This is a genomic window from Buttiauxella sp. AC038 (assembly GCF_979253565.1).
The window spans coordinates 1,881,362-1,899,712 of the sequence record NZ_CEEDCQ010000001.1 but is presented as its reverse complement, the minus strand read 5'-3'; the positions used below and the strand labels follow the sequence as shown (position 1 = coordinate 1,899,712).

Here is an 18,351-nt window from a genome sequence, read left to right as displayed (position 1 = left end):
CGCCACAAACCTCTGCTAAACGTGTTTCATCAAGAAAAAATTCAACTCGCGCAGCTTTGCGAGTTTTTTCGGCGTCAATTCCCGTTGAATTGCGTTGAAATTGTTGTGGATCTCAACAAAATCATCACTGGGAGTGAAACCATAGCCCAACAAATGGTAGTTATTCCCGGCAAAGGTACAATCAATCTCAATACCGGATATCACATTCAGATCGGATGATAGCCATGCCTTAGCTTCTGCCACCGAGTGAGCGCTGTTATGGTCAGTGACTGCCAGAGTACTCACGCCATTCGCCTTACAGCGCGCGATTAACACATCAACGGGAAAATCCGCATCATCGCTATAACGGGAATGCATATGTAGGTCGATCTTTTCCATGAGTTACCTCTTCTTGATATGATCAATTACTTTCTTTATTGCATGCTGGTTTTTTTCGCAGCATTTTGCTTAGCAATCTCCAGAACCTCACCCAGCCTATCGGCTTTTGAGATTGCTTTTATTACTTTTTCGTCTGTCATAGCAAGCTGTCCATTAGAAACTCGCAGCGTATAGATTTTAAATTTCCGACCATCGAGCTTAAATTGGCAACTTACCAGTGACGTGCCCCTCAGCTGTTTACCATTATTGGTTCTTATGTCAGTAATCTTAGAAACATCGACAAGGGAAAATTGTGTCGGATTATATTTCCACACAACACCAAGGCGACCATCAATATCAATGTAGAAAACTGCATTATTGGAAACGTACTTCTGTTGATAGATGAATCCTTGTGAGGGAAATTCCTTCTCCAACGCGATAGCACTCTTCTTCATTATATTCCCCATGACCGCAGGGATAATCACTATTGCCAAAGCAAAGGAGATAGCCACTATCAAGAGCAACAAATTCATATTAATCATTTCGAAAATGAAAAAAATAATAACCGCTAACACAGCAATAGCAATGACTAAAAACCCAACAACCCATTTACCAACATAAGCAACATCAACTCTCTTCATTTCAACATCCTCTTTGACTAACATTCATTATCAACCGCAAAGACGCATTCTTACCGCGAAACAATCGTAACAGTCTGCTTTGCTTTCCGATTCTTAAAATAATACAACCCACCAAAAACGCACAAATAGAAGGCACTCGCAGAGAAAAATAAAATATATTTTAAGCGAGCACGGTTTGTATAATTAACCGTTGTTTCTTCTGACCCTACCGTAATAAAATCCTTGGTGTTTTTAAGTGAGAAAATTTTTCTTTGGATAGCAACGTGCTCACGCACAAGGTTCTGCCCGTCAGTTTTTGAATCTACTTTCACGAGATGACGATAACCGTCTTTATGCGCGCGATATTCCACGACATTCACCGATCTGGAACGTTCCTGCCAACTGCGAGAAATTTTAATTTTATATTTCTCCTGCATGGTGTAGGTTCGTGATGGCATAAAGGTATAGATTCCTTTATCCACATAGTCATCTGCAGACGGTAATGAATAATATCCTTTCACTGCAAAAAAGATAACAATCAGAGAAATAACAGCCCCCATAATGCTGATTACTTTCACGATATTTCGCAGCGAACGTAACACTCCCGCTGTTCCGATAGCCGCCCGCTGCTCTTTTCGTAGCGTAATCACATCGGTTGCCATCTTAGTCCTCTGTTGCATCTTATTCCCTTTTCTATTTTCGTCAGTAAAAACGGCACCAGGATAACAATCCCCTGATGCCTTTTTTCCACTACTTTTTATTTACCTTAATAGAAAGTAGTGCCTCACGCCCTACAGCCAAAAATGTTGAAGCCTGCACTTCAGGGGTATTAAATGTGACCATCAACAAATTTCCGTCGACGGACATTGCCAATATAAGAGAGTGTACATTTAAGCCATCTGTTGCAGGTGCGACATAGTCAATGAGCTGTGCTTGTTGGCCATTTATTTTTAACTTACTCACTTTTGGAGAATGCTTTGCCAACATCTGATTCATTTTCTCCGCAAAAGCATCAAGTTGATTGTCAGCAACCTTTCTCGTGGTGTAGCTAAAAACAAAATTAGCAGCATTTTTTACGTGAGTGTAAGCTTCCGGAGGAAGTTTATAGGTTGAACTTTTGATATCTGATTCGGGTATTTTCGTCGCCTTGAATGTCGCAGGCATCTCTATTGACACTAACTTATCTAATACCTCCACCCTTTGCGTTTTACCTTGCCCCGCCATTGCAGATGCAGCAAAAACAAGCGCAAACACTCCAAATAAAACATTTTTTAAACTGATCTTCATTTCCAACTTCCTTACTGGTTTTATAGTTGAACACAAACATTACAAATATCTTTAACCTGCAACACTTTACGCCGGGGTGAGGATGGCATCCTTAATCAAACAGGATATACACCGTACTTAAAACGTAACTATCCTTCCCAAACAAGAAAACGCTTATTGGGTTTATTTAAAAACGGGTAAAAAAATAGTATTCTTTATTTCTTCCCGGATTTCACCTTCGCCGCAGAATCAATAACCTGAATATCAACAAAGTACTCCTTACCCATAATTTTTCCGTTTCCTAACCAGTCAACCCCACGTGATACCAAAAGTGACTCCATGCTATTTTGAATAAGCCGACGACCATTACTGTCTTGTACATCATAACCACCGACGGTAATGTCCCGCGGGGTGTACGTCGCCTGATTAGCAGCAAAAATTCGCTTTATAGAACGTAAATACTCAGGCGCGTAGTCTGCGGTAATACTGGCTACATCCTTCTGATAATCTACCCACGTCATATTCTTTTCTTTTTTCAGGTTATTGGCGATCACGGCATAAAATTGTGCTGTCGCTTGGGCAATCGACATCCTCACTTTCATTTCCCGGGCAAACCCCGCCGAATCCAGTGTCGTGACGTCCTTACCCTTCTCATCTTTTTTCGTTTCAAAAAGCACACTATTATCCACAGGGAAGAATAATGATGTTGCTATAAAACTGGCGCAGGCGGCTTGCTGCTGGGGTTTATCATTGTTTACCAGCAGTGACAACGAACTGCCCTTTGCAGGAATGCTCTCTGGATTAAGGTTGTTTTCCGTGAGTATCGCATTAACCGCCTCCTGACTTTTACTGTCACGCGCCAGATCGCACACTAACTGCATCATAAACTCATTGCGCTCACCTTTTATCCGCGGCGTAATATCAATCAATGTCTCGGTAATTAAATTATAAACGGGCACACTGATGGTTTTTACGCGCAAATCTGCTGGCGCTGAAAACACCTGGAGGCTACTTAGCCATATAAGACCGCCAATGACGGCCTTTAAAACATTACCGAACGCCTTCATGATAAAACTCACTCGCCTTTAACGCTTTCAACATCCACGGTGATACGTCTGTTCGGTGCCAGGCACTCGATAACCGCTGGGGTTTTACTGCCAGGGCAATAAACACGTGGTTCGTTGGCTCCCAAACCGCGGGTATCAATCATCGAGGCGGGAATACCATTAACCACCATCTGCTGCTTTACAGAATTTGCCCGCGCCAGTGACAAACGCTGATTACTCGCGGCAGGACCAAAACGGTCTGTATGACCAACGACAGTCACACGTTTACCTGCCAGCGGTTGTGTTTGCAGATTGGCAGACAGCGCCTGAATCTGGGCAACCCCACCCGGCAGCAGCATTGCACTGCCAAAAGCAAATAACCCTTCACCGCTTAGCTCCTGATGTTGGCGCACCACTGAAGGTCTGGCAGGTTTCACGTCCAACTGCGATAAACAGTTTTCTGGTAAAAAGTAGAAACTCTGCGCTGTCATTTTGCTATCAAACAGCACTTTATACTGGCAGGTTAAAACCGACTTATCGGCTTTCGTAAAGTGGAAAATGTAGTTCCACTCTTTGACCTTTAACACACCTTCAGAGAAGTGCGGCGTACCCAGCATTTCATAAATCTGTGCTTTGGTATTACCTTTCCTCACCTGTTGCAAGTTATCCAGATTAACAAAGCTGCCTTCACGTTTAACCGCACAGTCAGGGTTTGGGAACACCGGGATCGCTGTTGTGCCGTTGTCTGCCACATCGCTTACGGAACGGGTACACCCCGACAACAACAACACGCCACCCAGTATTAATGCCCAATGTATTTGCTTCGATTTCACTAACATGATTATTCTCACTTCAATAGATTTACGGGATACCCCCGGCGAATGCCGGGGATATCGCCTGCCGATACTACGACGTTTGACGAATTACCACTGGTAGCCCACACCGACAGACACACCGAGATCATTCTGGGTATTGGTACTCCCTGAGAACTTAGTTACCCACTTGCCGTTATCAGAGATAGTGGAGACGCCTAACGCAACAGAGGACTGATTCTGGAAAGTCGCCCCGCCCATGCTCACCATGCTTGCACCTGGTGAATAAGGTTGTGGCAAACTGGCCATCGCCATGGCACCCGCAACACCGGCGCTCATTTTGTCCTTGTTATCGTCAATCATATTTTTCAGTGAGCTGAACTTGTTATCCGTGTAGTTATTCGCATTGCTAATACTGCTATTGAGTTGAGTCACGTTGACCGCATCGGTGCCCTGAGTCCCTGCTGCCACATTTGCTATCTGACGTTCTGAACCAACAGAACCAACAGAAATGGTATTTTCACGATCCGCTACAGAGTTAGCCCCCAATGCCACCGAGTTTTTCGCGGTTGCATAAGAAGAATTCCCCAGTGCGACTGAATCTACCCCGCTCGATTTCGCGCTAGTCCCAACCGCCATACTGTTATCACCGCTGGCTGCAGAACCGGCACCACCGGCCAATGCGTTTTTGCCCTCCACAACAGGTTTTGGTAAGCCATCGGTATTGTTCACCTGGAACATGCCGTCGGTACCGCTAGAGATATTGTTCACCGTATTATCGATGTTGGTGATATCTCCGGTCACCTTATTCAACTGGGCCAGGTTTACTGCATCGGTATCCCTGGTCCCTGCTGCCACGTTGACAATCTGGCGCTCTTTACCTGCCGCACCAACCGACACGCTATCAGCACGATCCGCCACCGAGTTGGCACCCAAGGCAACGGCGTTGGAGGCTGTGGCATTCGCACTGTTACCTATTGCCACGCTATCCAGGCCAGATGCTTTGGCATGATTACCGGTAGCAATACTGCCATCGGCACTGGCATTGGCTTCCGTACCCATCGCAATAGAACTCAGACCTGAAGATTGAGCACCTTTACCAGAAGCGATAGAACTGTTCCCGGAGGCAACCGCATCCGGCCCAATGGCTATCGCTTCAGACCCCGTAGCCACCGATGCGGTGCTGCTGGAGTTCACCTTCAGGTACTTCACATCTGTCGGCCTCAGATTGTTGATAACGTTTTCCAGATTGGTCACGTTATTGTTAACCGCATACAGTTGCGCACCGTTTACTGCGTCAGTACTGGTTTCACTCAAGGTCCCCTTAGCCACATTGGTGATCTTATTTGGTCCACTTCCTGTATGGTTGGCACTGAACGCACCCAGCGAGGTATCCCACAGCAGTGCATCTTGTTTCAGCCCTCTGATATCGACAGTGTGATTCGCAATGTTAGTGGTATTGATATCCACCTGATCATTGGTGGACTTCAGCTGTGCACCGTTGACCGCATCAGTACTGGTACTGGTCAGTGCCCCAGCCGCCACGTTAGTCAGCGCCACCGGTGCCGTTGCCCTGCTGCCGCCCAGCGTCACGCGGTTGTGCGCACTGCTGTCATACATCACCGCATCGGCCACCGATCCTGCAGTCACCTCTCTGAGCTGAGCCACGTTCACCGCATCCGCATCTTCCGCACCGGCAGACAGCCCGGTGATCCGGCGATTGCCGACGTTCACTTCACCTGTTGCCGTACCGCCCACCAGATACGCCTGATGAGACAAGGTGCTACCATCCGCCAGTGAACCCGCCCCCAGCGCCACGCTATTGTTTGCACTGGCAAGGGCACCCATACCAATCGCCACCGCATCCTGCCCGGTCGCCGATGCAAGGGCGCCGGTGGAGTTGGCATGGAAGTACTTGATGCCCTGCCCGAAGATATTGGTCACCTCATCGCCCAGGTTGGTGATGTCATCGCCCAGGTTGCTGATATCGGTGGTGTTGATATCCACCTGGCTGTTGGTGGCAAACAACTGCGAGCCATTGACCGCATCGGTGCTGTTGCCACTCAGCCGTCCGGCCGCCACGTGGGTCAGGGTGCGCTCGGCACCCACATCGCCCACGCTGACGGTGCTGGTCGGCGCCGTCCCGGCAAAGAGGTAGTCGTTGCCGCCGATGGTGGCCCCGGCCGTGCCGACCGCCGCCGCAGTCTGTGAACCGGCGCCCAGTGCCACGCTGTTGCTGTGGCTGGCAACCGCACCCATGCCGATGGCCACCGCGTCCTGCCCGGTCGCCGATGCCAGGGCACCGGTGGAGTTGGCGTGGAAGTATTTGATGCCACGGCCGTAGATAGTGGTGATGTCATCACCCAGGTTAGTGATGTTATCGCCCAGGTTAGTGATACTGTTGTTGGTTTCCGTCAACTGCGAGAAGTTCACCGCATCACTCGGCGCAACACCGTTCGCCACGTTAGTTATCCGGGTACCGCCAGTTTTCGTTACGCTGTTGTAGGTGTCGCCACCCAGCGTCACGCTGTTGTGGTTCGTGGTGCGATCTACGTGCGTGTCGTAAAGCACGCTGCCAGTTTGCAGACCGTCGATTGCCTGGTTGGTGGCAAACAGTTGCGAACCGTTTACCGCATCGGTACTGATACCACTCAAACGACCTGCCGCCACGTTGGTAATAGTACGTTCTGCCCCAAGGCTGCCTACACTGACCGAGCTGGTCGGGGCAACACCGGCAAACAGATAGTCAGTGCCGTTGAGCGTAATGCCCGACGTTGCCACAGCAGCGTTGACGGAAGACCCATCACCCAAAACCACCGATCCGTCTAATCCTGCGCCAACCGTAACGTTGTTGCCCATGACAAAGACTTTGTTGGAATCGATTCGGTTTTCGTTGCCCAGGGAGTAACTGTCATCACCATTAACCACTGTTGGATCACCAATCGCTGCTGAACGCGCCCCATTAACGGTGGTGCCATAGCCCAGACTGATAGAGTGATCCCCGTTTGCTTCTGCATTCACACCAGTCGCAACAGCCGCTTCGCCTGTCGCTGCAGCATTGATACCTGCAGCAATGGAGTTAACACCTGTGGCTCCCTCGTTGTCGTAGTTAAAACCACGGTTTTCCGCATCGTTGAAACTGTAGTAATGGTTCTTAAGCGTGCTCAACTGCGCCACATTCACCGCATCTGTATCATCTGCACCTGCAGCCAGCCCGGTAATACGACGTTCGCCGACGTTCACTTCACCCGTCGCGGTGCCGCCTACCAGATATGCCTGATGAGACAGCGTACTGCCGTCCGCCAGCGAGCCAGCACCCAGTGCCACACTGTTATCGGCACTGGCAATGGCGCCCATGCCGATCGCCACCGCATCCTGCCCGGTGGCCGACGAGTCGGTGCCGGTGGAGTTGGCGTGGAAGTATTTGGTACCGGTGTTGGTCAGCGCCGTCAGCTGCGAGACGTTGACCGCATCGCTTGCCGCCACGCCGTTCGCCACGTTGGTGATCGTCGTGCCGCCGGTCTGGGTGGTGGCGTTGTAGCTGTCGCCGCCCAGGGTGACGCTGCTGTAGTCAGGGCTGCCGTCCGGGTTTGTGTCATACAGCACGCTGCCGGTCTGCAGGCCGTCGATGGCCTGGTTGGTGGCGAACAGCTGCGAGCCGTTGATGGCGTCGGTACTGGTGGTGCTCAGCGCGCCGGCCGCCACGTTGCTCAGTGCCACCGGTGCCGTTGCCCCGGTGGTGCCCAGTGTCACCCGGTTGTGCGCCGTGCTGTCATACATCACCGCATCCGCCACCGAGCCGGTGGCCACTTCCATCAGCTGGGCGACGTTGACCGCATCGGTGCCCGCAGCACCGGCAGACAGCCCGGTGATCCGGCGATCGCCGACGTTCACTTCACCTGTTGCCGTGCCGCCCACCAGATACGCCTGCTGAGACAGCGTGCTGCCGTCCGCCAGCGAGCCGGCGCCCAGTGCCACACTGTTATCGGCACTGGCAATGGCGCCCATGCCGATCGCCACCGCATCCTGCCCGGTGGCCGACGAGTCGGTGCCGGTGGAGTTGGCGTGGAAGTATTTGGTACCGGTGTTGGTCAGCGCCGTCAGTTGCGAGACGTTGACCGCATCGCTTGCCGCCACGCCGTTCGCCACGTTGGTGAGGGTCGTGCCGCCGGTCTGGGTGGTGGCGTTATAACTGTCGCCGCCCAGGGTGACGCTGCTGTAGTCAGGACTGCCGTCCGGGTTTGTGTCATACAGCACGCTGCCGGTCTGCAGGCCGTCGATGGCCTGGTTGGTGGCGAACAGCTGCGAGCCGTTGATGGCGTCGGTACTGGTGGTGCTCAGCCGCCCGGCCGCCACGTGGGTGAGGGTCCGTTCGGCACCCACATCGCCCACGCTGACGGTTCCCACCGGGGCCTGACCGGCGAAGAGGTATTCGGTACCGTTCAGGGTCACGCTGCGCGTGCCCACCGCGGCCTGGGTTTTAGCGCCGTCGCCCAGCGCCACGCTGCGCGCCACATCGGCGACCGCACCCATGCCGATGGCCACCGCGTCCTGCCCGGTCGCCGATGCCAGGGCACCGGTGGAGTTGGCGTGGAAGTATTTGATGCCACGGCCGTAGATAGTGGTGATGTCATCACCCAGGTTAGTGATGTTATCGCCCAGGTTAGTGATGTTATCGCCCAGGTTGCTGATATCGGTGGTGTTGATATCCACCTGGCTGTTGGTGGCAAACAACTGCGAGCCGTTGATGGCATCGGTGCTGCTGTCGCTCAGACGCCCGGCCGCCACGTGAGTGAGGGTCCGTTCGGCACCCACATCGCCCACGCTGACGGTGCTGGTCGGCGCCGTCCCGGCAAAGAGGTAGTCGTTGCCACCGATAGTGGCCCCGGCCGTGCCGACCGCCGCCGCGGTCTGTGAACCGGCACCCAGTGCCACGCTGTTGCTGTGGCTGGCAACCGCACCCATGCCGATCGCCACCGCATCCTGCCCGGTGGCCGACGAGTCGGTGCCGGTGGAGTTGGCGTGGAAGTATTTGGTACCGGTGTTGGTCAGCGCCGTCAGCTGCGAGACGTTGACCGCATCGCTTGCTGCCACGCCGTTCGCCACGTTGGTGAGGGTCGTGCCGCCGGTCTGGGTGGTGGCGTTATAACTGTCGCCGCCCAGGGTGACGCTGCTGTAGTCAGGGCTGCCGTCCGGGTTTGTGTCATACAGCACGCTGCCGGTCTGCAGGCCGTCGATGGCCTGGTTGGTGGCGAACAGCTGCGAGCCGTTGATGGCGTCGGTACTGGTGGTGGTCAGCGCGCCGGCCGCCACGTTGCTCAGCGCCACCGGTGCCGTTGCCCCGGTGGTGCCCAGTGTCACCCGGTTGTGCGCCGTGCTGTCATACATCACCGCATCCGCCACCGAGCCGGTGGCCACTTCCATCAGCTGGGCGACGTTGACCGCATCGGTGCCCGCAGCACCGGCAGACAGCCCGGTGATCCGGCGATCGCCGACGTTCACTTCACCTGTTGCCGTGCCGCCCACCAGATACGCCTGCTGGGACAGCGTGCTGCCGTCCGCCAGCGAACCGGCACCCAGCGCCACGCTGTTATCGGCACTGGCAACCGCGCCCATGCCGATCGCCACCGCATCCTGCCCGGTGGCCGACGAGTCGGTGCCGGTGGAGTTGGCGTGGAAGTATTTGGTACCGGTGTTGGTCAGCGCCGTCAGTTGCGAGACGTTGACCGCATCGCTTGCCGCCACGCCGTTCGCCACGTTGGTGAGGGTCGTGCCGCCGGTCTGGGTGGTGGCGTTGTAGCTGTCGCCGCCCAGGGTGACGCTGCTGTAGTCAGGGCTGCCGTCCGGCAGTGTGTCATACAGCACGCTGCCGGTCTGCAGACCGTCGATGGCCTGGTTGGTGGCGAACAGCTGTGAACCATTCACCGCATCGGTACTGGTGGTGGTCAGCGCGCCGGCCGCCACGTTGCTCAGCGCCACCGGTGCCGTTGCCCCGGTGGTGCCCAGTGTCACCCGGTTGTGCGCCGTGCTGTCATACATCACCGCATCCGCCACCGAGCCGGTGGCCACTTCCATCAGCTGGGCGACGTTGACCGCATCGGTGCCCGCAGCACCGGCAGACAGCCCGGTGATCCGGCGGTCGCCGACGTTCACTTCACCCGTTGCCGTGCCGCCCACCAGATACGCCTGCTGAGACAGCGTGCTGCCGTCCGCCAGCGAGCCGGCGCCCAGTGCCACACTGTTATCGGCACTGGCAACCGCGCCCATGCCGATCGCCACCGCGTCTGCACCAGAAGCAACCGAATCCGTGCCGGTAGAGTTGGCGTGGAAGTACTTGGTGCCGGTGTTGGTCAGCTCGCTCAGCTGCGAGACGTTGACCGCATCGCTTGCTGCCACGCCGTTCGCCACGTTGGTGAGGGTCGTGCCGCCGGTCTGGGTGGTGGCGTTATAACTGTCGCCGCCCAGGGTGACGCTGCTGTAGTCAGGGCTGCCGTCCGGGTTTGTGTCATACAGCACGCTGCCGGTCTGCAGGCCGTCGATGGCCTGGTTGGTGGCGAACAGCTGCGAGCCGTTGATGGCGTCGGTGCTGCTGTCGCTCAGCCGCCCGGCCGCCACGTGGGTGAGGGTCCGTTCGGCACCCACATCGCCCACGCTGACGGTTCCCACCGGGGCCTGACCGGCGAAGAGGTATTCGGTACCGTTCAGGGTCACGCTGCGCGTGCCCACCGCGGCCTGGGTTTTAGCGCCGTCGCCCAGCGCCACGCTGCGCGCCACATCGGCAACCGCACCCATGCCGATCGCCACCGCGTCCTGCCCGGTCGCCGATGCCAGGGCACCGGTGGAGTTGGCGTGGAAGTATTTGATGCCACGGCCGTAGATAGTGGTGATGTCATCACCCAATTCGGTGATGTTGTTATTGGTTTCCGTCAGCTGCGAGACGTTGACCGCATCGCTTGCCGCCACGCCGTTCGCCACGTTGGTGATCGTCGTGCCGCCGGTCTGGGTGGTGGCGTTGTAGCTGTCGCCGCCCAGGGTGACGCTGCTGTAGTCAGGGCTGCCGTCCGACAGTGTGTCATACAGCACGCTGCCGGTCTGCAGACCGTCGATGGCCTGGTTGGTGGCGAACAGCTGCGAGCCGTTGATGGCATCGGTGCTGCTGTCGCTCAGCCGCCCGGCCGCCACGTGAGTGAGGGTCCGTTCGGCACCCACATCGCCCACGCTGACGGTTCCCACCGGGGCCTGACCGGCGAAGAGGTATTCGGTACCGTTCAGGGTCACGCTGCGCGTGCCCACCGCGGCCTGGGTTTTAGCGCCGTCGCCCAGCGCCACGCTGCGCGCCACATCGGCAACCGCACCCATGCCGATCGCCACCGCATCCTGCCCGGTCGCCGATGCCAGGGCACCGGTGGAGTTGGCGTGGAAGTATTTGATGCCACGGCCGTAGATAGTGGTGATGTCATCACCCAATTCGGTGATGTTGTTATTGGTTTCCGTCAGTTGCGAGACGTTGACCGCATCGCTTGCCGCCACGCCGTTCGCCACGTTGGTGAGGGTCGTGCCGCCGGTCTGGGTGGTGGCGTTATAACTGTCGCCGCCCAGGGTGACGCTGCTGTAGTCAGGGCTGCCGTCCGACAGTGTGTCATACAGCACGCTGCCGGTCTGCAGGCCGTCGATGGCCTGGTTGGTGGCGAACAGCTGCGAGCCGTTGATGGCGTCGGTGCTGCTGTCGCTCAGCCGCCCGGCCGCCACGTGAGTGAGGGTCCGTTCGGCACCCACATCGCCCACGCTGACGGTTCCCACCGGGGCCTGACCGGCGAAGAGGTATTCGGTACCGTTCAGGGTCACGCTGCGCGTGCCCACCGCGGCCTGGGTTTTAGCGCCGTCGCCCAGCGCCACGCTGCGCGCCACATCGGCAACCGCACCCATGCCGATCGCCACCGCGTCCTGCCCGGTCGCCGATGCCAGGGCACCGGTGGAGTTGGCGTGGAAGTATTTGATGCCACGGCCGTAGATAGTGGTGATGTCATCACCCAATTCGGTGATGTTGTTATTGGTTTCCGTCAGCTGCGAGACGTTGACCGCATCGCTTGCCGCCACGCCGTTCGCCACGTTGGTGAGGGTCGTGCCGCCGGTCTGGGTGGTGGCGTTGTAGCTGTCGCCGCCCAGGGTGACGCTGCTGTAGTCAGGGCTGCCGTCCGGCAGTGTGTCATACAGCACGCTGCCGGTCTGCAGACCGTCGATGGCCTGGTTGGTGGCGAACAGCTGCGAGCCGTTGATGGCATCGGTGCTGCTGTCGCTCAGCCGCCCGGCCGCCACGTGAGTGAGGGTCCGTTCGGCACCCACATCGCCCACGCTGACGGTTCCCACCGGGGCCTGACCGGCGAAGAGGTATTCGGTACCGTTCAGGGTCACGCTGCGCGTGCCCACCGCGGCCTGGGTTTTAGCGCCGTCGCCCAGCGCCACGCTGCGCGCCACATCGGCAACCGCACCCATGCCGATCGCCACCGCGTCCTGCCCGGTCGCCGATGCCAGGGCACCGGTGGAGTTGGCGTGGAAGTATTTGATGCCACGGCCGTAGATAGTGGTGATGTCATCACCCAATTCGGTGATGTTGTTATTGGTTTCCGTCAGCTGCGAGACGTTGACCGCATCGCTTGCCGCCACGCCGTTCGCCACGTTGGTGAGGGTCGTGCCGCCGGTCTGGGTGGTGGCGTTGTAGCTGTCGCCGCCCAGGGTGACGCTGCTGTAGTCAGGACTGCCGTCCGGGTTTGTGTCATACAGCACGCTGCCGGTCTGCAGACCGTCGATGGCCTGGTTGGTGGCGAACAGCTGTGAACCATTCACCGCATCGGTACTGGTGGTGGTCAGCGCGCCGGCCGCCACGTTGGTCAGTGCCACCGGTGCCGTTGCTCCGGTGGTGCCCAGTGTCACCCGGTTGTGCGCCGTGCTGTCATACATCACCGCATCCGCCACCGAGCCGGTGGCCACTTCCATCAGCTGGGCGACGTTGACCGCATCGGTGCCCGCAGCACCGGCAGACAGCCCGGTGATCCGGCGATCGCCGACGTTCACTTCACCTGTTGCCGTGCCGCCCACCAGATACGCCTGCTGGGACAGCGTGCTGCCGTCCGCCAGCGAGCCGGCGCCCAGTGCCACACTGTTATCGGCACTGGCAACCGCACCCATGCCGATCGCCACCGCATCCTGCCCGGTGGCCGACGAGTCGGTGCCGGTGGAGTTGGCGTGGAAGTATTTGGTGCCGGTGTTGGTCAGCTCGGTCAGCTGCGAGACGTTGACCGCATCGCTTGCCGCCACGCCGTTCGCCACGTTGGTGATCGTCGTGCCGCCGGTCTGGGTGGTGGCGTTGTAGCTGTCGCCGCCCAGGGTGACGCTGCTGTAGTCAGGGCTGCCGTCCGGGTTTGTGTCATACAGCACGCTGCCGGTCTGCAGGCCGTCGATGGCCTGGTTGGTGGCGAACAGCTGCGAGCCGTTGATGGCGTCGGTACTGGTGGTGGTCAGCGCGCCGGCCGCCACGTTGCTCAGCGCCACCGGTGCCGTTGCCCCGGTGGTGCCCAGTGTCACCCGGTTGTGCGCCGTGCTGTCATACATCACCGCATCCGCCACCGAGCCGGTGGCCACTTCCATCAGCTGGGCGACGTTGACCGCATCGGTGCCCGCAGCACCGGCAGACAGCCCGGTGATCCGGCGATCGCCGACGTTCACTTCACCCGTCGCGGTGCCGCCCACCAGATACGCCTGCTGGGACAGCGTGCTGCCGTCCGCCAGCGAGCCGGCACCCAGCGCCACGCTGTTATCGGCACTGGCAACCGCGCCCATACCGATCGCCACCGCATCCTGCCCGGTGGCCGACGAGTCGGTGCCGGTGGAGTTGGCGTGGAAGTACTTGGTGCCGGTGTTGGTCAGCGCCGTCAGCTGCGAGACGTTGACCGCATCGCTTGCCGCCACGCCGTTCGCCACGTTGGTGATCGTCGTGCCGCCGGTCTGGGTGGTGGCGTTGTAGCTGTCGCCGCCCAGGGTGACGCTGCTGTAGTCAGGGCTGCCGTCCGGGTTTGTGTCATACAGCACGCTGCCGGTCTGCAGGCCGTCGATGGCCTGGTTGGTGGCGAACAGCTGCGAGCCGTTGATGGCGTCGGTGCTGCTGTCGCTCAGCCGTCCGGCCGCCACGTGGGTGAGGGTCCGTTCGGCACCCACATCGCCCACGCTGACGGTTCCCACCGGGGCCTGACCGGCGAAGAGGTATTCGGTACCGTTCAGGGTCACGCTGCGCGTGCCCACCGCGGCCTGGGTTTTAGCGCCGTCGCCCAGCGCCACGCTGCGCGCCACATCGGCAACCGCACCCATGCCGATCGCCACAGCGTCCTGCCCGGTCGCCGATGCCAGGGCACCGGTGGAGTTGGCGTGGAAGTATTTGATGCCACGGCCGTAGATAGTGGTGATGTCATCACCCAATTCGGTGATGTTGTTATTGGTTTCCGTCAGCTGCGAGACGTTGACCGCATCGCTTGCCGCCACGCCGTTCGCCACGTTGGTGATCGTCGTGCCGCCGGTCTGGGTGGTGGCGTTATAACTGTCGCCGCCCAGGGTGACGCTGCTGTAGTCAGGGCTGCCGTCCGGGTTTGTGTCATACAGCACGCTGCCGGTCTGCAGGCCGTCGATGGCCTGGTTGGTGGCGAACAGCTGCGAGCCGTTGATGGCATCGGTGCTGCTGTCGCTCAGCCGCCCGGCCGCCACGTGAGTGAGGGTCCGTTCGGCACCCACATCGCCCACGCTGACGGTTCCCACCGGGGCCTGACCGGCGAAGAGGTATTCGGTACCGTTCAGGGTCACGCTGCGCGTGCCCACCGCGGCCTGGGTTTTAGCGCCGTCGCCCAGCGCCACGCTGCGCGCCACATCGGCAACCGCACCCATGCCGATCGCCACCGCATCCTGCCCGGTGGCCGACGAGTCGGTGCCGGTGGAGTTGGCGTGGAAGTATTTGGTACCGGTGTTGGTCAGCGCCGTCAGTTGCGAGACGTTGACCGCATCGCTTGCCGCCACGCCGTTCGCCACGTTGGTGAGGGTCGTGCCGCCGGTCTGGGTGGTGGCGTTATAACTGTCGCCGCCCAGGGTGACGCTGCTGTAGTCAGGACTGCCGTCCGGGTTTGTGTCATACAGCACGCTGCCGGTCTGCAGACCGTCGATGGCCTGGTTGGTGGCGAACAGCTGTGAACCATTCACCGCATCGGTACTGGTGGTGGTCAGCGCGCCGGCCGCCACGTTGGTCAGCGCCACCGGTGCCGTTGCCCCGGTGGTGCCCAGTGTCACCCGGTTGTGCGCCGTGCTGTCATACATCACCGCATCCGCCACCGAGCCGGTGGCCACTTCCATCAGCTGGGCGACGTTGACCGCATCGGTGCCCGCAGCACCGGCAGACAGCCCGGTGATCCGGCGGTCGCCGACGTTCACTTCACCTGTTGCCGTGCCGCCCACCAGATACGCCTGCTGGGACAGCGTGCTGCCGTCCGCCAGCGAGCCGGCACCCAGCGCCACGCTGTTATCGGCACTGGCAACCGCGCCCATGCCGATGGCCACCGCGTCTGCACCAGAAGCAACCGAGTCGGTGCCGGTGGAGTTGGCGTGGAAGTATTTGGTGCCGGTGTTGGTCAGCTCGGTCAGCTGCGAGACGTTGACCGCATCGCTTGCCGCCACGCCGTTCGCCACGTTGGTCAGCGCCACCGGTGCCGTTGCTCCGGTACCGCCCAGCGTCACCCGGTTGTGCGCCGTGCTGTCATATACCACCGCATCGGCCACCGAGCCTGCAGTCACCTGCCGGAGTTGAGCCAGGTTCACCGCATCTGCATCATCCGCACCGGCAGACAGCCCGGTGATCCGGCGATCGCCTACGTTCACTTCGGCTCGTGCGGTCCCACCTACCAGGTACGCCTGGTGAGACAGCGTGCTGCCATCCGCCAGCGAACCGGCGCCCAGCGCCACGCTGTTATCGGCACTGGCAATGGCCCCCATACCAATCGCTACCGCATCCGCACCTGAAGCAAACGAATCCGTGCCGGTGGAGTTGGCATGGAAATATTTAGTACCTGTGGTGTCGATGGAATTCAGCTGCGAGAAGTTCACCGCATCGTTTGGCGTAGAACCAGCCGCCACGTTGGTCAGCGCCACCGGCGCTGCTGCCCCGGAGCCGCCCAGCGTTACGCTGTTGTGCGCGCTGTTGTCATACAGCACTATATCAGCGGTGGTAGCCTTCAACTGGGCCACGTTTACCGCATCGCTATCTGCGGCACCTGCCGCCACACTATGGATCTGTCGGAACTGACCGTAATCGGCATTCCCCACGGACACACCCGCCAGGTTGCTGGTTGTCGCAGCGATCGCGGCAGTCCGCTCGGCGTTAGTGCCTGCCGGTATAAATCCGGCAATCCCCGCCGCCTTGTTCGCGATCGAGCCACTGCCTAGCGCCACACTGCCATCACGGTAGGCCATGGATGTATAGCCTAATGCCATACTAGTATCGCCAGAAGCTCTCGCTTCCCCCGCAAGGGCAACACTTCGAGCTCCTGAAGCGTAAGAAAAACGACCAATTGCTGTCGCATCCAAACCACTCGCTTCCGCATTCAGGCCCATGGCCATGCTAGAATGGCCGCTAGCTTTAGCACGTGTTCCTAATGCTAACGAATAGAAACCTGTAGCATTGGCCGAATCACCTATAGCCGTATCGTTTGCATTAATAGCACGAGCGTTCAAGCCAATCGCTATATTGAAAGCCGCGCTAACGCTATTGCCGCTAGTAGCACCGACACCTAATGCGATGGAGGCGTGTCCTAGTGAGGTAGCGGAATCCCCAATTGCAATCTGCCCTCCTCCAGCTATTGCCCCCACTCCAGGAGAGAACAGAGACAATGCTGTGCTGTTCCTGCCGATGGCAATAGAGGACAAATCATAGTTAACGTCAGAATCAGCAAGAGATCCACTGGCAGAGGCATTGGTGCCTATTGCAATATCGTTTTTTGTCAGCGCTTTGGCGGTATACCCGGCCGCAAACGATCCCGCCCCTGATGCCTGGCTGGCAGCCCCCAGAGCCATACTATCCACGCCACTGGCCTGGGCCGCCTGGCCGACTGCGATAGCGTCCGCCCCGGTCGCCTGCGAATCGTCACCAGTTGAGTTAGCATGGAAATATTTAGTGCCGGTGGTGTAAATGGTGTTTAACTGTGAGAAATTCACCGCATCGCTTGGTGCAGTGCCGTTCGCCACGTTGGTGATTTTAGCGCCGCCAGTTTGTGTGTCGCTGTTATAGGTATCGCCGCCCAGCGTCACGCGGTTATGCGCCGTGCTGTCATACATCACCGCATCGCCCACGGCTCCCGCACTCACCGCTCTGAGCTGAGCCACGTTCACCGCATCTGTATCATCCGCACCGGCAGACAGCCCGGTGATCCGGCGGTCGCCGACGTTCACTTCACCCGTTGCCGTGCCGCCCACCAGATACGCCTGGTGAGATAGCGTGTTGCCATTCGCCAGTGAACCGGCGCCCAGCGCCACGCTGTTATCGGCACTGGCTACCGCACCCATGCCGATGGCCACCGCATCCAGCCCGGAGGCCAACGAATCCGTGTCGGTGGAGTTAGCATGGAAGTATTTGAGCGGGGTTTCGGCCAGCGCGCGCAGTTGCGCCACGTTTACCGCATCGCTGTCCATGGTGCCTGCAGCCACGCCGTTAATCTGGCGGAATAAATTACTTGATGCATCCCCCACAGAAACAGCACCCTGCGTGCTGGTGGTGGCGGTAATAGCGGCAGCTTGTGCAGCGCTGGCACCGGCTGACTGGTAACCAGCAATGCCAGCATCCGTAGTTGCTTGGGAACGATGACCCAATGCCACGCCGCCAATCGCGCTAGTTGTTGAGTAAGAGCCTAACGCCATACCATAATCAACACTGGCATTTGAGTTGATACCCAGAGCCATACTTCTTCTGCCACTGGCCTTTGTGTCGGCACCCAGAGCGATAGCGCCTGCCGACGCCGCCTGGGATTGATATCCCATCGCGATACCGGTACTCTTGGCTGTACTAAAAGATCCAATAGCAATAGAGCCGGTGGTATTTGCGCCGGTCACACCACTATATGCAGCATTACCTATAGCAATATCGTCATTGGAATACGCGTTTCCCCCAATCCCAAAAGAATTTTCCCCCGCTGCAAGCGATGAGCCCAAAGCCACTGAATATTTACC

General features: G+C 58.3%; 7 protein-coding genes. All 7 read right to left on the bottom strand.

What is annotated here, in order from left to right:
* Positions 1-15: 15 nt before the first annotated feature.
* The 7 genes from AC0IXI_RS09020 to AC0IXI_RS08990 all read right to left on the bottom strand — a co-directional run bounded on the left by AC0IXI_RS09020 (position 16) and on the right by AC0IXI_RS08990 (position 18,162).
* A complete protein-coding gene (locus AC0IXI_RS09020) occupies positions 16-378 on the bottom strand; it encodes a PHP domain-containing protein (RefSeq protein ID WP_471682287.1) in 363 nt (120 codons plus the stop codon).
* Between the two features lie 35 nt (positions 379-413).
* Positions 414-998, bottom strand: a complete 585-nt coding sequence (locus tag AC0IXI_RS09015; protein ID WP_471682286.1) for a hypothetical protein — start codon at positions 996-998, stop codon at positions 414-416.
* 50 nt (positions 999-1,048) lie between these two features.
* Positions 1,049-1,639 (bottom strand): hypothetical protein, encoded by a 591-nt coding sequence (locus tag AC0IXI_RS09010; RefSeq protein ID WP_134186450.1) that lies wholly within the window; start codon positions 1,637-1,639, stop codon positions 1,049-1,051.
* Between the two features lie 88 nt (positions 1,640-1,727).
* Complete coding sequence (locus AC0IXI_RS09005; RefSeq protein ID WP_134186448.1) at positions 1,728-2,264, bottom strand: hypothetical protein; 537 nt, start codon at positions 2,262-2,264, stop codon at positions 1,728-1,730.
* A gap of 194 nt (positions 2,265-2,458) precedes the next feature.
* Positions 2,459-3,310, bottom strand: a complete 852-nt coding sequence (locus AC0IXI_RS09000; protein WP_471682285.1) for a hypothetical protein — start codon at positions 3,308-3,310, stop codon at positions 2,459-2,461.
* 8 nt (positions 3,311-3,318) lie between these two features.
* Positions 3,319-4,128: an OmpA family protein gene (locus AC0IXI_RS08995; RefSeq protein ID WP_243839639.1), complete on the bottom strand. Its 810-nt coding sequence runs from the start codon at positions 4,126-4,128 to the stop codon at positions 3,319-3,321.
* Between the two features lie 84 nt (positions 4,129-4,212).
* On the bottom strand, positions 4,213-18,162 hold the full coding sequence (locus AC0IXI_RS08990; protein WP_471683219.1) for a YadA-like family protein: 13,950 nt from the start codon (positions 18,160-18,162) through the stop codon (positions 4,213-4,215).
* Positions 18,163-18,351: the final 189 nt, after the last annotated feature.

Bases quoted from the DNA above. Each gene is read 5' to 3' on its own strand.
- AC0IXI_RS09000 (WP_471682285.1), bottom strand. From the start codon at position 3,310: ATGAAGGCGTTCGGTAATGTTTTAAAGGCCGTCATTGGCGGTCTTATA.
- AC0IXI_RS09015 (WP_471682286.1), bottom strand. From the start codon at position 998: ATGAAGAGAGTTGATGTTGCTTATGTTGGTAAATGGGTTGTTGGGTTT.
- AC0IXI_RS09010 (WP_134186450.1), bottom strand. From the start codon at position 1,639: ATGGCAACCGATGTGATTACGCTACGAAAAGAGCAGCGGGCGGCTATC.
- AC0IXI_RS08990 (WP_471683219.1), bottom strand. From the start codon at position 18,162: ATGGGATATCAATCCCAGGCGGCGTCGGCAGGCGCTATCGCTCTGGGT.
- AC0IXI_RS08995 (WP_243839639.1), bottom strand. From the start codon at position 4,128: ATGTTAGTGAAATCGAAGCAAATACATTGGGCATTAATACTGGGTGGC.
- AC0IXI_RS09005 (WP_134186448.1), bottom strand. From the start codon at position 2,264: ATGAAGATCAGTTTAAAAAATGTTTTATTTGGAGTGTTTGCGCTTGTT.
- AC0IXI_RS09020 (WP_471682287.1), bottom strand. From the start codon at position 378: ATGGAAAAGATCGACCTACATATGCATTCCCGTTATAGCGATGATGCG.